Source organism: Paracoccus sp. 228 (genome assembly GCF_000967825.1).
In the GTDB taxonomy this organism is placed as follows: Bacteria; Pseudomonadota; Alphaproteobacteria; order Rhodobacterales; family Rhodobacteraceae; genus Paracoccus; species Paracoccus marcusii.
In genome coordinates, this window is sequence record NZ_JYGY01000001.1 from 987,203 (window position 1) to 1,001,422 (window position 14,220).

Consider the following 14,220-nt stretch of genomic DNA (forward strand, 5'->3'; position numbering starts at 1 on the left):
TAACAGCAATGCCGTTCAACCTTTCACTGCGCGCGCCAGCCGCGGAAGCCGACAGCGCTTCAGCATCTCGGCCGTGCTCATGGCACCGCCCGCGGCCTCCGCACGGTCGCGGGCGGCCTGCAGCGCGGACAGGACCGCGGGCCGGTCGCGCGCCAGTAGATCCAACAGGAACGCATCGGGATGGATGGCGCGCAGCCCCAGCCCGGCCATCATCCGCTGTGGAAAATCGCGCAGGTTCGCGGTGACGATCAGCGATGCGTCCCCGGCCAGGGCGGCCTCGACCACATGGCGGTCGGCGGGGTCGGGAAAGTCCAGGTCGATCGCCGCCTGCCCGTCATCGGGCTGCACTGCCTGTGGAAAGCGCAAGCGCAGCAGCGCGATCTGGGCCCCCGCGACGCTTTCAGCATCGGGACCGATGCGGGCGGCGGCGCGGTGCCATTCCTCCAGGATGCGGTCCGACCACAGCGCGTGGTAAAGCCCCGCCTGCGCCAGATCGGTCAGGATCTCGCGCAGGATGGTGGGGAACAGCACATTGGCGTCCAGGACGGCGCGCATCAGTCCAGCCGGAAGAACAGCGCCTTGAGATAGCCCGTCTCGGCCAGCTGCGGCAGGGTCGGATGGTCGGGGCCGGCCTGACCGGTATGGATCAGCACCCCGCGCCGCCCGCCGCGCCCGATGCCGCGCGCGCTGACATTGCGGAACGCGGTCAGGTCGGCCGCGTGCGAACAGCTGCACAGGACCAGATAGCCACCCGGCGCGACCAGCGGCGCGGCCATCTTGGCGATCCGCTCATACGCGCGCAGGCCCTTTTCCAGCGCGGGCTTCGACGGTGCGAAGGCCGGCGGGTCGCAGACCACCACGTCGAAGGTCCGCCCCTGTTCGGCCAGGGCCTCCAGCGCGTCGAAGGCATCCGACTGCTGCGTCTCCAGCCGGTCCGCGGCACCCATGGCGGCCGCACCGCCCCGTGCCAGCTCCAGCGCAGGCGCGCTGCCGTCGATGCAGAGCGCGCTGTCGGCCCCCGCCGCCAGCGCCGCCAGGCCGAAACCGCCCACATGGCTGAACACGTCCAGGACCGAGCCGCCATCCACCAGCCGCTGCGCAAAGGCGTGGTTCGGGCGCTGGTCGAAGAACAGGCCCGTCTTCTGCCCGCCCAGAAGGTCGGCCAGATAGGTCGCGCCGTTCATGCGCACCTGGACCGGGCCGGATGGGGCCGCGCCACGGATGACCTCCAGCCGCTCGGCCAGACCCTCCAGGCTGCGCGACCGGCCCTGCCCGTTCAGGACGACCGTGGAGACGCGCGCGACCTCGATCAGCGCATCGGCGATGTCTTCCGCCATTCCGTCGGCCCAGGCCGCGTTGGGCTGGATTACGGCCGCGTCGCCGAAACGGTCGATGACCAGGCCCGGCAGACCGTCGGCCTCGGCATGGACCAGACGATAGAAGGGCTCGTCATAGATCCGCTCGCGCATCTGCAGGGCGCGGGTCAGGCGCGCGCGCAGCCAGGCGCCGTCGATCACCGCGCCCGGGTCGGTGTCCATCACGCGGGCGATGATCTTGCTGACCGGGTTCACGGTCACCAGAGCCAGCGGCTGACGCTCGGCATCCTCCAGCACGGCCAGGCCGCCGGGGGGCAGCGCCTTGGTGCGGCGGTCCAGCACCGCCTCGTCGGCAAAGACCCAGGGGAAGCCATGGCGGATCGCCTGCGGCTTGGATTTCGGGCGCAACCGGATCACGGCGCGATCGTTGGGATGGCCGGCGGTCTGGTCGTCGCTGTGCAGTTCGCTCATGGCAAAACTCCTTTTGCGGTCGATCTGACATTTCCCACCCCCGCGCACAAGGCTGGCCACCGCCGATGGTTGAACCGTTAACGCTAACGGCGTATAGTGCCGCAAAGCCAGAGGAGGCACCCATGACCCTTCACGCCATGATCGACCGCGTCACCGACCGCATCCGCGAGCGGTCCCATGACAGCCGCAGCGCCTATCTGGCCAAGATCGCCCGTGCGGCGCAGGACGGCCCGGCCCGTGCGCACCTGTCCTGCGGCAACCAGGCCCATGCCTATGCCGCGATGGACGACAAGGTCGACATGGCGACGACGCGAAAGCCCAATATTGGGATCGTGACGGCCTATAACGACATGCTGTCGGCGCATCAGCCCTTTGAACGCTATCCCGACGTGATCCGCGCCGCGGGCCGCGCGGCGGGGGCCACGGTGCAGGTCGCGGGCGGCGTCCCGGCCATGTGCGACGGCGTGACGCAAGGCCGCCCGGGGATGGAGCTGTCGCTGTTCTCGCGCGACGTGATCGCCCTGGCCGCCGGGGTGGCCCTATCGCATGACTGCTTTGATTCGGCCCTGTATCTGGGCGTCTGCGACAAGATCGTGCCGGGGCTGATCATCTCGGCCGCGACCTTCGGGCATATCCCGGCGGTCTTCGTCCCCGCGGGTCCGATGCCCTCGGGCCTGCCCAATGACGAGAAATCCAAGGTCCGCCAGCAATTCGCCACCGGAGAGGTCGGCCGCGACGAGCTGATGAAGGCCGAGATGGCCAGCTATCATTCGGCTGGCACCTGCACCTTCTACGGCACCGCGAACACCAACCAGATGCTGATGGAGTTCATGGGCCTGCACCTGCCTGGCTCAAGCTTCGTGAACCCGAACACGCCGCTGCGCGAGGCGCTGACCGTGGCCGCGGTCCAGCGCGCGGCGCAGATCACCAATCTGGGCAACGAATACACCCCAGCCGGTCAGGTGCTGGACGAACGCGCCTTCGTGAACGGCATCGTCGGCCTGATGGCCACGGGCGGGTCCACCAACCTGGTCCTGCACCTGCCCGCCATGGCGCGGGCTGCGGGCGTCATCATCGACATCGCCGATTTCCACGACCTGTCGGAGAATGTGCCGCTGATGGCGCGGGTCTATCCCAACGGGCTGGCCGACGTGAACCATTTCCACGCGGCGGGGGGCCTGGGCTACATGATCGGGCAGCTGCTGGAGGCGGGCCTGCTGCATCCGGACGTCAAGACGATCACCGGGTCGGGGCTGGACAGCTATGTCCGCGAACCCAAGCTGGACGGCGACACCATCCGGTGGGAGGACGGCGCGCGCACCACACTGAACGACCGCATCCTGCGCCCCGCCAGCGATCCGTTCGCGGCCACGGGCGGGCTGAAGCAGCTGCAGGGCAACCTGGGCCGCGGCGTCATCAAGATCAGCGCCGTCGCCCCCGAACGCCACCTGATCGAGGCCCGCGCCCGCGTGTTCCAGGACCAGGAATCGGTCAAGACCGCCTTCCGCGCCGGGGAGTTCACCGAGGACACGATCGTCGTCGTCCGCTTTCAGGGGCCGCGCGCCAACGGCATGCCGGAACTGCATTCGCTGACCCCGACACTGGCGGTCCTGCAGGACCGCGGCCTCAAGGTCGCGCTGGTCACCGACGGGCGCATGTCGGGCGCATCGGGCAAGGTGCCTGCCGCGATCCACGTCTCGCCCGAAGCGGCGATGGGTGGCCCGCTGGCGCGGCTGCGCGACGGCGACCGGGTGCGGCTGGATGCGGCGAACGGCACGCTGGAATGCCTGGAGGCCGACTTCGACAGCCGCGATGCCGCCGTCTTCGACCCCAAGGGCAGCCACGAGGGCCTGGGACGCGAGCTGTTCGCGGCCTTCCGCGCCAATGCCGGGCCTGCGACCGAAGGCGCGGGCGTGGTGGTCTGATCCGTCAGGCGGCGGCGGCGACCTCGCAGACGACGCGGCGCAGATAGCCCGCGAAATCCGAGGCCGTCCGCCGCGCCGGGCCGTCCGCCACGTAGACGTTCAACCAGGTCGGCGGCAGCGGCGGCAGCCCGCCGCCATGTTCCACATCCTCTAGCCCCGCCTGCGGAATGCCGCGGGGGCGCACGGTGACGCCCAGATCGGCGGCGGCCAGGATGTGCCAGTTCTCGTCCCCGCCCTCTCCGGCAGGGTGGGTCCAGCCGATCCCTGCCGCATCCAGCGCGGCGATGGCCGCGGGATAATAGGCGCAATGCGACGATGTCGCCAGCGCCAGCGGCCGGTCCTGCCATGCGCTGCCGCCCACGGCGCCCACCCATGCCAGATCGACCTTAGCCAGATGGATCGCGCCCGCCGGTGCCTCGAATTCGGTGGTCAGGATGACGTCATGCTCGCCCCGCCGCATCTGCGCCCGCAGGTCCTTGGTCCGGGCGTCGCGCATGACCAGTTCGACCCGCGGGTAATCCTTGCGAAAGGCGCGCACGGTCTGGGCGACCTTGGCGAACAGCCAGTCGCTGCTGAGACCCACGCGCAGCTTCTGTTCGGGCTGCAGCCCGGTATAGCGCGACAGGATCGCATCGTTCAGCGCCACCAGCTTGCGGCTTTCGCCCAACAGGTCCTGCGCGAAATCCGACAGGATGACCCCGCGGCCGACCTTGGCCAGCATGGGTCGGCCGAACACCTCCTCCAGGCGCTTCATCTGCATCGACAGGGCGCTTTGCGTCATGTTCAGCGCCTCGGCCGCCCGGGTCACGGCACCGTATTCGGCGACCGCCTGCAAGGACCGAAGCGTCGCGATATCCAGATTGCGCATCATCCATTTTCCCTGATGGATCACATCAAAACCATTCGTTTCACAAATACGCCTTCGGACGATATTCATCAACTGGAAAGATGATCAGGACAGTATCCATCATCTCTGATGATGCATTAAATCAAGGAGGCTGAACGATGACCCAGAAGAACGCCCTGCTGCGCGTGATGACCGGCCATGGCATCCTGCCCCGCCCCTGGTGGGTGGAACGCGTATTGACCATGTTCGATGTACGCCGCACCCGGATCGACCTGTCGCGCCTGTCCGACGACCAGCTGCGCGACATCGGGCTGACCCGCGACGACGTGATCGCCGAGATGTCCCGCCCCATCTGGGACGTGCCCGCTCATTGGCGCCAGGACCGGGACGTCCGCTGCTAGGCCAGGTCGTGCGGCGGGCCGAAGCGGGCGCGCATCCGCGTCTCGATCTGGTCGCGGGTCTGGCGATAGGCCGCCAGCCGCGCCTCGCGCCCTTCGGCAAGGCCGGTCGGGTCCATGATCGGCCAGTATTCCACGTCCAGATGCGCATGACGCGTCATCTCCAGCGCCATCCGCTGGCTGGCCGGCGACAGGGCCACGATCAGGTCGAACTGGCCAAGGTCGTCGCCCCAGTCCTGCATCTCCTCGAAGCTACGGCTGCGGTGGTTGGCCAGCGGCACGCCGATCTCGTCGCAGACGGCGATGGCGAAGCCGTCGACCTCCATGTCGTTCTTCACGCCCGCAGACTGGACATAGGCCGCGCGGCCATAGAACTTCTTCATCATCCCCTCGGCCATGGGCGAGCGGATGGAATTGTGGTCGCAGCAGAACAGAACCGATGAGGGGATCTTGTCCTGCGTCATGGATCAGCCCTGCGGGATCAGCGCACAGATCAGGGTGAACAGGCGGCGCGCGGTGTCGATGTCCAGGCTGGCCTTGCCCTCCAGCCGCTCCTGCAGGGTGCGCGCGCCTTCGTTGTGGATGCCGCGCCGGGCCATGTCGATCGCCTCGATCTGGGCGGGGGGCAGGCGCTTGACCGCGTCGAAATAGCTTTGGCAGATCTGGAAGTAGTCCTTGACCACCTGCCGGAACGGCCCAAGGGACAGGTGGAACTCGGCCACCTTGGTCGCGTCCTCGGCGGTGACGTCGAAGACCAGCCGCCCTTCGCGGATGCACAGCTCCAGCACGAAGGGCCCGTCTGGCGCGGCGCCCCCGTCGCGGCCGGGAACAGCAAAGCTGTTGTCCTCGATCAGATCGAAGATGGCGACGCGCCGCTCCTGCTCCATTTCCGGCGTGGCCGGGGCGATGGCGCTGTCGTCGATCTCGATCCGGATGATGCGCGTCATTCATGCGGTCTTTCGTTCAGGGTCCCCAGCCGAGCCTGAACCGAAGCGCCATGCGCCTGCAAGCCCTCCGATGCGGCCAGACGCACGGCGGCCGGTCCGATCGCGGCCAATGCCCCCGGCGTCAGCCGCGCCATGGTGGTGCGTTTCAGGAAATCCATCACCGACAGGCCCGAACTGAACCGGGCCGAGCGCGCCGTGGGAAGGACGTGATTCGGCCCGCTGACATAGTCGCCCACCGCTTCGGGCGTGTGGGCGCCTAGAAAGATCGCGCCGGCATGGATGCATTTGGCCGCCAGCCCCTCGGGGTCGGCCACGCAGAGCTCCAGATGCTCGGGCGCGATGCGGTTCGACAGGGCTGCGGCCTGATCCAGGTCGTCCACCACGATCAGCGTGCCGTAATCACGCCAGCTGGCCCCCGCGATGGCCGCGCGATCCAGCGTCGGTATGATCCGCTCGACCTCGGCCGCGACCGCGCGGGCCATGGCGGGGTCGGTGGTGATCAGGATCGACTGCGCATCCGCGTCATGCTCGGCCTGCGCCAGCAGGTCCCAGGCCAACCATTCGGGGTTCTGGTCCGCGTCCGCGATGACCAAAACCTCGGACGGGCCCGCGATCATGTCGATGCCCACGCGGCCGAACACCTGCCGCTTGGCCGCCGCGACATAGGCGTTGCCGGGACCGGTGATCTTGTCGACCGGCGCGATGGTGTCCGTGCCGTAAGCCATCGCCGCCACCGCCTGCGCGCCCCCGATGCGATAGATTTCGTCGACCCCCGATAGCTGCGCGGCCAGCAGGACCAGCGGGTTGATCACCCCGTCCGGCGTCGGCACGCAGATGACCAGCCGTTCCACCCCCGCGACACGCGCCGGGATCGCGTTCATCAGCACGCTGGAGGGATAGGCCGCCTGCCCGCCCGGCACATACAGGCCCGCCGCCGACACGGCACTCCACCGCCAGCCCAGGGTCGCGCCCTCGGGGTCGGTCCAACTGGCATCCTCGGGCATCTGGCGGGCGTGATAGGCGCGGATGCGCTCGGCCGCCAGGGCCAGGGCCGCGCGGTCCTCGGGCGTCACGCAGGCCACCTGCTCCGCGATCTCCTCGGGAGAGAAGCGCAGCGTGGCGGGCGTCAGGTCCAGCCGGTCGAACCGGGTCGTCAGATCGCACAGGGCCGCGTCGCCGCGGTCGCGGACATCGCGGATGATGGCGGTGACCGCGTCGTTCACGTCCGACGAATCCTCGCGCTTGGCACCCAGCATCGCGCGGAAGCCCTGTTCGAAATCGGCATCGGCGCTGTTCAGAAAGACCGGCATCATCATTCCCTTCGTGTTCCCGCGCGCCCCTATCCTGCGCCCCCGCCCGGCTCAAGCGTCAGGGGGCGGACAGGATGCCGCGGGCTTCGTTCTTGCCCAAAGACCCGGAAGCGGCCCTAGTCCGGATGCCGCGGTGCCTTGCCCGACACCGCCCGATGCGGGCGCGTCACGTCGCGCAGGTCCAGATTGATGCATTCCACATCGGCCAGGATGGTCCCGTCCCCCGCGAAATCCAGCGACAGGCGACCTGTCCCGTCCTCTCCGGCCTGCCAGCGGATCGCCAGCAGCGACAGGACAGTGTCCCCGTCGTGCCCGACGCCGTCGCTGACGACGCGCATCACGTCGCTGATGACCAGCACCGAACGCACGCGTTCGAATTCGCGGTTCTGCAACCGGGCGTCCGCGGCATCCTCCCACCGAAAGCGTGTGATCAGCAGCGACAGCCGCCGCGCCTTGGCATCATGGCTGATGTCGGCGCCTGTCAGCACCGCATCCTGGACCAGCGAGGACAGGATGCGCAGGTCGGCCTCGTCCTCGGCCCTCAGGGCCAGCGGCCGGGGGTCGGCATCGGCGAAACGGGCATCCTCTGCCATGGATCACTCCTCCTTGACGCGTTCGATATGGGCACCCACGCCGCGCAGCTTGCGCACGACATGTTCGTAACCCCGATCCAGGTGATAGACGCGGCTGACGGTCGTCTGCCCCTGCGCGGCCATCCCCGCCAGGATCAGGCTGACCGAAGCGCGCAGGTCGGTGGCCATCACCGGCGCGCCGCGCAGCTTCTCGACCCCGGTGACGGTCGCATGGCCGCCGTGAACCTCGATCTGCGCGCCCATGCGGGCCAGTTCGGGCGCGTGCATGAAGCGGTTCTCGAAGATCGTCTCCTCCAGCACCGACGTGCCCTCGGCCAGGCACATCAGGGCCATGAACTGCGCCTGCAGGTCGGTGGGGAACCCGGGGAAGGGCTCGGTCCGAACATCGACGGCGCGCACGCGGCCGTTCCTGCGCGCGACCTTGAGCCCGCGCTCGGTCTCCTCGACGCTGATCCCGGCCTCGTCCAGCTTCTCGCAGAAGGCCGCCAGCAGTTCGATCCGGCCGCCCAGCAGCTCCACCTCGCCGCCGCACATGGCGGGCGCCAGCATATAGGTGCCCAGTTCGATCCGGTCGGTCACCACAGGATGCGTCGCGCCATGCAGGGCCTGCACACCCTGGATGGTGATGGTCCCGGTCCCCTCGCCCTCGATCTGTGCGCCCATTGCGCGCAGGCAGCGGGCCAGATCGACGATCTCGGGCTCGCGCGCGGCGTTCTTCAAGACGGTCGTGCCGCGCGCCAGCGTGGCGGCCATCAGCGCGTTTTCCGTCGCGCCCACCGACACGACCGGGAACTCGAAGACCGCGCCCTTCAGGCCCCCCGCCGGTGCCTTGGCGTGGACATAGCCCTCGCACAGGTCCAGCGTTGCCCCCATCGCCTCCAGCGCGCGCAGGTGCAGGTCCACGGGCCGCGCGCCGATCGCGCAGCCGCCGGGCAGCGACACCTCGGCCACGCCGTCCCGCGCCAGCATCGGCCCCAGAACCAGGATCGAGGCACGCATCTTGCGCACGATGTCGTATTCCGCCCGGTGGCTGGTCATCGCATGGCTGGACAGGGCCAGAACCTGGCCCTCCTGCAGGCTGGCGACCTCAGCCCCAAGCGAGCCCAGCAGCGCGGTCATGGTGCGGATGTCGGACAGGCGCGGCGCATTGGTCAGCGTCAGCGGCTGATCGGTCAACAGCGTCGCGGGCATCAGCGTCAGGCAGGCGTTCTTGGCACCCGCGATGGGGATTTCCCCGTGAAGGGGGCCGTTCCCCGTGACGATGATCTGGTCCATCAGCTGTCCTTGCCTGTCTCGCCGCCCGCATCCGGGGCAGTCTTGTTGTCGTCCCGATCCGCCCGCGCCCGCGCCTGTTCCTTGCGCCGTGCCAGATTCGCGCGCAGCGCCTGTCGCAGGCGTTCCTCGCGGCTGTCGGGGCTTGGCTTGTCATTGCGTCGGTCGGTCATGGCAGTCCTGTTAGCGCCGCGCGGGCCGCACGTCCAGCAAACGCACACGCCGCGCGCGATCAATCGCCAAAATCCCGAAAAATCGTTCGGACCCCCTTGCAGGGGTCGAAACCTTTGTCTAAACGCCCCCTCACGTTGCTGTGGTAGCTCAGTGGTAGAGCACACCCTTGGTAAGGGTGAGGTCGAGAGTTCAATCCTCTCTCACAGCACCATTCATCCACAGATGCACCCAGATCCCGCGCCGCAGGGTTGTTACGTCACCCGCAGATGCTGCGGATGACGCTAGGCGATCACATGTCCGCTTCGCAGACAGCGTCGCCCCACGGGCTCATGATTTCGGTCGCGCCGCAGTTCCGGCCCGCCTGGCGCATCACGCCCGCGGGCACGGCGAAGGCATAGGGATGGACCGTTCGCTTGGCCGTCGTCACAGGGCCTAGGGCGGCCAGCGCCTGCGCCACGTCCTTCGGCAGATCCTCGTCCATGACCGTGCCTGTCGCGGCAGAGGCGTCGATCCGCGGCGTGTGGAACGCCTGTTCCAGGTCCATCCCGAAATCCACCATGAAGCTGACCAGGTTGGCCACCGCAGGCAGGATCTTGCGCCCGCCCGACGCGCCGATGGCGAACATCCGGTCGCCCACCTGCCCCACGATGGGACAGACGTTCATCAGGCACCGCTTGCCCGGCGCCAGCGAATTCGGTCGGCCTTGCTCGGGGTCGAACCACATGATGCCGTTGTTCAGCAGCATCCCGGTTTGCCCGGACACGACATGGCTGCCGAACATCGACAGCAGGGTCTGGGTGACGTTCACCATGTTGCCGTGCCGGTCCACGACGCTGAAGCTGGTGGTGCAGGCCGGGGCGCGCGGGCTTTCGCCTGTGTCGCCCGCATGGGTCAGCCGGTCGCGATAGGCATCGCCCAGGCCTGACGCCAGCGCGGCATAGCTGGCCGCCGACGGCGCATCACCGGGATCGAGGGCCACCTGCATCTGCTGCAGGGCCTTGACCAGTTCGGCCCCCGCGGACAGGCCCGACGGCGCGTGGATGACGGCATCGCGATAGCGGACCGTCCGGGGCGCACGGGCCTCTGCCTGATAGCTGCGCAGATCCTCCATCGACAGGCAGCCGCCCTTGGCGCGCACATCGTCGACCAGCATCTGGCCGATGTCGCCGTGATATAAATCCTGGGCACCGTGATCGGCCAGCCGTCGCAGGGTGGCCGCATGGACGCGCTGATCCAGGCGCGCGGCCGAGGCCGTGGTCCAACCGGCGATGTCGGGCCATTGCCCGTCCGCCATGAACAGCGCCGCCGCATCGGGGTCCTGCGCCAGCTGGCGCGCCGCGGACGCGATCAACAGCGACGAATACCAGTCGAGCAGCATCCCCTCCTCTGCCAAGGCCACGGCGGGGGCCAGCAGATCGCCCCAGTCGCGTGTCCCGTACCGCCGATGGGCCAGCGCCATCCCGGCGACCGTTCCCGGCACCGCGACAGAGGTCGCGCCATAGATGTTGCGGTCGTCCCTGACGCGCGTCCAGGGAAACAGGTCCGCCGCCTGCCGCCCCGGCTCCAGCGGATAGTCGGCTGCGTCAAGGCCCGCAGGTGCGCGCATCCCGAACTCGATCGTCTCGGCCCGCTGTTCACCCGCGCGCCACAGGGTCATCATGCCGCCACCCATCGGACCCGACATCCACGGCTCGACCACGCCCACCGCAAAGGATGTCGCGACCGCCGCGTCCATCGCGTCGCCCCCGGCGGCCAGGACCGCAGCGCCGACCTCGGCCGCCTTGCGATGCTGCGCGGCGACGACGCCGCCATCGGTCCAGACGACCTCCTTGCGGATGCGCTGCGTTCTGGAGAAATTCGACATGGCCTGGCCTTCCGTGATCGACATCGCCTGCGGGGGGACGCCCCGCCCCACCTGAGCGCGTCGGGCGGCGTCATGCAAGGGCGGGCCGCCCGACATGTGCAAACTTGACACCGCCGGTCGTCCGGTTAAGTCGGCACCGGTCGTTCACGACGGAACGGCCATCCGACGATCCTCCTCCGTACAGGCCGACGCATCAGGGCTGCATCATCAGCGCCGGTCGCAGCGCACGGGCCGAGATCCTCTGAAATCATGCGCCCTATGGACCCGCCATGACATCCACCCGACCACCCGCCCCGCCCGCCGGCGCGGCCCCCGCCAATTCGCCCGCCCAGGTCCTGACGGCCAGCCTCATCGGCACGACGATCGAATTCTTCGACTTCTACATCTATGCGACGGCCGCGGTGCTGATCTTTCCGTCGCTGTTCTTTCCGGGATCGGACCCGACCACGGCGCTGCTGGCGTCCTTTGCGACCTTCTCGATCGCGTTCTTTGCGCGGCCGTTGGGGGCCATCGTCTTTGGCCATTACGGCGACCGCATCGGCCGCAAGGCCACGCTGGTCGCCGCGCTTCTGACGATGGGGGTGTCGACCGTCACCATCGGCCTGTTGCCGACCTATGACCAGATTGGCGTCTGGGCGCCGCTGCTGCTGGCGCTGTGCCGGTTCGGACAGGGCTTCGGCCTGGGCGGCGAATGGGGCGGGGCCGTCCTGCTGGCGACCGAAAACGCACCCGAGGGCAAGCGCAGCTGGTACGGGATGTTCCCGCAGCTGGGCGCGCCCGTCGGTCTTCTGCTGTCGTCGGGGTTCTTCTGGGTGCTGCTGCACTTCATCACCCAAGACGAGCTGCTGGCCTGGGGCTGGCGGCTGCCGTTCCTGTCGTCGATCCTGCTGGTCGGGATCGGCCTGTGGATCCGCCTGTCCATCACCGAGACCCCCGAATTCGCCGAGGCTGTGAAGAAGGACAAGCGCGTGTCCGTCCCCCTGGCCGAACTGTTCCGCCATCACAAGCTGAGCGTGTTCCTGGGCACCTTCGCGGCGCTGGCGACCTTCGTGCTGTTCTATCTGGCGACGGCGTGGCTGCTGTCCTACAACGTCAAGGTCCTGGGGATCCCGTTCAAGGACGCATTGCTGATCCAGATCTATGGATCGGTCGTCTTCGGCCTGACAATTCCCTTTGCCGGCAAGATCGCGGATCGCACCGGGCGCTATGGCTTCCTGATCATCGTGACCATCCTGATCGGGGCCTTTGCCCTGTCCTTCGGGTCGCTGATGCAGGGCAGCGCCCAGAACGAGGCCAGCGTCTATCTGTTCGTCACGATCAGCCTGATGCTGATGGGCCTGACCTATGGGGTCATCGGGGCGGCGCTGGCCGCGCCCTTCCCGGCCCAGGTCCGCTATACCGGGTCGTCGCTGACGTTCAACTTTGCCGGCATCTTCGGCGCGTCGCTGGCACCTTATGCAGCAACCTGGCTGCAGATGAACTATGGCATGGCGCAGGTCGGATACTATCTGCTGGGCGCCGCCGTGATCTCGTTGATCTGCATCGTGGCTACGGGGCGCGACAAGATCTGATCGCCGACCGGTGATTCTTGCACCCCGCGCCCGGCGGCGCGGGATGCATCCGTCATGCGCCGCCGCGCAGACAGGCCCCAAGCGTGCGCCGCTGCCCACCATCGGCGTCGAAATTGTCGGGCGCCAGCCACGCCAGATAGCCGGGTCGCAGTTCCTGCCAGTCTTGATCGGTCATCGCGAACCAGGCCGTGTCGCGGTTGGTCCCCTTGACGACCATGTGCTGCCGAAAGACCCCCTCGGGCCGAAAACCGAAACGCAGGGCGGCCCGTTTCGAGAGCGCGTTCAGGTCGTTGCATTTCCATTCGAACCGCCGATAGCCCAACGCAAAGACGTGGTCCGCGAACAGGAACAGCGCCTCGGTCGCCATGCGGCTGCGCTGCAGGGCGGGGCCCCACATGATGCTGCCGATCTCGATCACGCCATGGGTGCGGTCGATCCGCATCAACGCCTGACGACCCTCGGCGCGGCCCGTGGCGGCATCGACCACCGCAAAGAACATCGGGTCTGGCGATGTCGATGCATGGTCGACCCAATCCGCAAAGGCGCCACGATCCTGGGGCGGATGCTCGAAAAGCCAGCGAAAACGGTCATCGGCCCCGTCCGCGGATGCGGCCGCGTACAGCGTCCCTGCATGACCGGCCTGCAGCGGTTCCAGCCGCACGTATCGTCCGATGATCGGCGCCCGCGCGGGGGCCGGGGGCGGTGACCAGCGGGTCAGGTCCACATGCATGTCCCATCGCTGCTTTCCAAGGCTGGCGGTCCGTTGCGCCACGGACGGACCCGCGCGACGCCTGACCCGGGATGGCCCCTGGGCATCACACCGGCGCCTCGACCAGCGTCAGTGCCCCGTCGGGCAGCGGCCGCTGCAGCTCAGTCGCCGGTATGCCGTCCAGCCAGGCGTGCCATTCCTGGGGGCGCGTCAGGATCACCGGCATCGCCTTGGGATGGATCGGCGCGACCTCGGCGTTCGGGGGGCAGGTCAGAAAGGCATAGAGGTCGTCGACCGTCTCTCCGTCCTTGACCTTGCGGACCGATCGCCAGCCGCGCGTCTCGATCCCGGCAAAGAACAGGGTCGCGCCTGGGTCGGCGGGTGCGAACCACTGCACGCCCTTGCCCTTGCCGCGCGGTTCGGAAAAGCTGGTCAGCGGCACCAGACAGCGATGCTCGCGGCCAAGCCAGCGCCGCCAATGGGGGGACTCCAGGTTGCGGACATTCGTGACGCCCGGGTCGCGCTCCGTCTTCAGCGCAAAGCGCGGCGACGGCATGCCCCACCGCGCCTTGACCAGTTCCGGCCCGTCTGCGCCGTTCCGGACGATCGGTGCCATCTGGTCGGGATAGACGCTGCCCGGCGCCAGGTTTCCCGACCGGTCCGTCAGCCCGTCGATCAACCGGACCAGCGCCTCCTGCGGCGTCGTGTGGTTGTAAAGGTTGCAGATCGCCCCGCCCTCCGCTGGTTCGCGTCCATTTCTGGGCCCGTCCCGGACCGGCGTCAATGACCCGCCGGCCACGGTGACGGGCACCGTGGGCATGGG

15 protein-coding genes and 1 tRNA gene are annotated in these 14,220 nt (G+C 68.4%); 4 read left to right on the plus strand and 12 right to left on the minus strand.

Translation table 11 applies throughout. The features are described from left to right. Positions 1–15: 15 nt before the first annotated feature. Together SY26_RS04815 and SY26_RS04820 are read right to left on the minus strand one after the other, a co-directional pair. On the minus strand, positions 16–555 hold the full coding sequence (locus tag SY26_RS04815; RefSeq protein ID WP_045999457.1) for an RSP_2648 family PIN domain-containing protein: 540 nt from the start codon (positions 553–555) through the stop codon (positions 16–18). After that, positions 555–1,787 carry an RSP_2647 family RNA methyltransferase gene (locus tag SY26_RS04820; RefSeq protein ID WP_045999458.1) on the minus strand — a complete coding sequence of 411 codons (1,233 nt, stop codon included), beginning with the start codon at positions 1,785–1,787 and terminating at the stop codon, positions 555–557. The genes SY26_RS04815 and SY26_RS04820 overlap by 1 nt, the downstream gene beginning before the upstream one ends. Positions 1,788–1,909: 122 nt before the next feature. Between SY26_RS04820 and edd the strand changes: the two genes are divergently transcribed. Then, positions 1,910–3,712: a phosphogluconate dehydratase gene (edd, locus tag SY26_RS04825; RefSeq protein WP_045999459.1), complete on the plus strand. Its 1,803-nt coding sequence runs from the start codon at positions 1,910–1,912 to the stop codon at positions 3,710–3,712. A 4-nt stretch (positions 3,713–3,716) separates the two neighbouring features. Here edd and SY26_RS04830 read toward each other — a convergent pair whose 3' ends face one another. Beyond that, positions 3,717–4,583: a LysR family transcriptional regulator gene (locus SY26_RS04830; RefSeq protein ID WP_045999691.1), complete on the minus strand. Its 867-nt coding sequence runs from the start codon at positions 4,581–4,583 to the stop codon at positions 3,717–3,719. Positions 4,584–4,717: 134 nt separating this feature from the next. Between SY26_RS04830 and SY26_RS04835 the strand changes: the two genes are divergently transcribed. Continuing rightward, positions 4,718–4,960, plus strand: a complete 243-nt coding sequence (locus SY26_RS04835) for a DUF1127 domain-containing protein (protein WP_232303259.1) — start codon at positions 4,718–4,720, stop codon at positions 4,958–4,960. On the opposite strand, the gene SY26_RS04840 is transcribed toward SY26_RS04835, so the two are convergent. From SY26_RS04840 to SY26_RS21510, 6 genes are all read right to left on the minus strand, one after another. After that, the gene (locus SY26_RS04840) at positions 4,957–5,421 is read right to left on the minus strand and encodes a low molecular weight phosphatase family protein (protein ID WP_045999460.1); all 465 of its coding nucleotides are present in this window, start codon (positions 5,419–5,421) and stop codon (positions 4,957–4,959) included. The two genes, SY26_RS04835 and SY26_RS04840, sit on opposite strands and share 4 nt — an antisense overlap. 3 nt (positions 5,422–5,424) lie before the next feature. Continuing rightward, on the minus strand, positions 5,425–5,904 hold the full coding sequence (locus tag SY26_RS04845) for a UPF0262 family protein (RefSeq protein WP_045999461.1): 480 nt from the start codon (positions 5,902–5,904) through the stop codon (positions 5,425–5,427). Then, positions 5,901–7,214: a histidinol dehydrogenase gene (hisD, locus tag SY26_RS04850; RefSeq protein ID WP_045999693.1), complete on the minus strand. Its 1,314-nt coding sequence runs from the start codon at positions 7,212–7,214 to the stop codon at positions 5,901–5,903. The genes SY26_RS04845 and hisD overlap by 4 nt, the downstream gene beginning before the upstream one ends. 116 nt (positions 7,215–7,330) lie before the next feature. Beyond that, positions 7,331–7,807, minus strand: coding sequence for a DUF2948 family protein (locus tag SY26_RS04855; RefSeq protein WP_045999462.1), 477 nt, complete (start codon positions 7,805–7,807; stop codon positions 7,331–7,333). A 3-nt stretch (positions 7,808–7,810) separates the two neighbouring features. Further along, complete coding sequence (murA, locus tag SY26_RS04860) at positions 7,811–9,082, minus strand: UDP-N-acetylglucosamine 1-carboxyvinyltransferase (protein WP_045999463.1); 1,272 nt, start codon at positions 9,080–9,082, stop codon at positions 7,811–7,813. Beyond that, entirely contained in the window at positions 9,082–9,252 is a 171-nt protein-coding gene (locus SY26_RS21510) for a hypothetical protein (protein ID WP_187427361.1), read from the minus strand. The genes murA and SY26_RS21510 overlap by 1 nt, the downstream gene beginning before the upstream one ends. Before the next feature lie 137 nt (positions 9,253–9,389). Here SY26_RS21510 and SY26_RS04865 point away from each other — a divergent pair. Continuing rightward, positions 9,390–9,464, plus strand: a tRNA-Thr gene (locus tag SY26_RS04865). Between the two features lie 78 nt (positions 9,465–9,542). Here SY26_RS04865 and SY26_RS04870 read toward each other — a convergent pair. Next, a complete protein-coding gene (locus SY26_RS04870; RefSeq protein WP_045999694.1) occupies positions 9,543–11,117 on the minus strand; it encodes a gamma-glutamyltransferase in 1,575 nt (524 codons plus the stop codon). Positions 11,118–11,386: 269 nt separating this feature from the next. Between SY26_RS04870 and SY26_RS04875 the strand changes: the two genes are divergently transcribed. Then, entirely contained in the window at positions 11,387–12,688 is a 1,302-nt protein-coding gene (locus tag SY26_RS04875; RefSeq protein WP_045999464.1) for an MFS transporter, read from the plus strand. 52 nt (positions 12,689–12,740) lie between these two features. Here SY26_RS04875 and SY26_RS04880 read toward each other — a convergent pair whose 3' ends face one another. Further along, entirely contained in the window at positions 12,741–13,460 is a 720-nt protein-coding gene (locus tag SY26_RS04880) for a GNAT family N-acetyltransferase (RefSeq protein WP_232303260.1), read from the minus strand. Between the two features lie 43 nt (positions 13,461–13,503). Next, a complete protein-coding gene (locus SY26_RS04885; protein ID WP_084693677.1) occupies positions 13,504–14,217 on the minus strand; it encodes an SOS response-associated peptidase in 714 nt (237 codons plus the stop codon). Positions 14,218–14,220 lie beyond the last annotated feature (3 nt).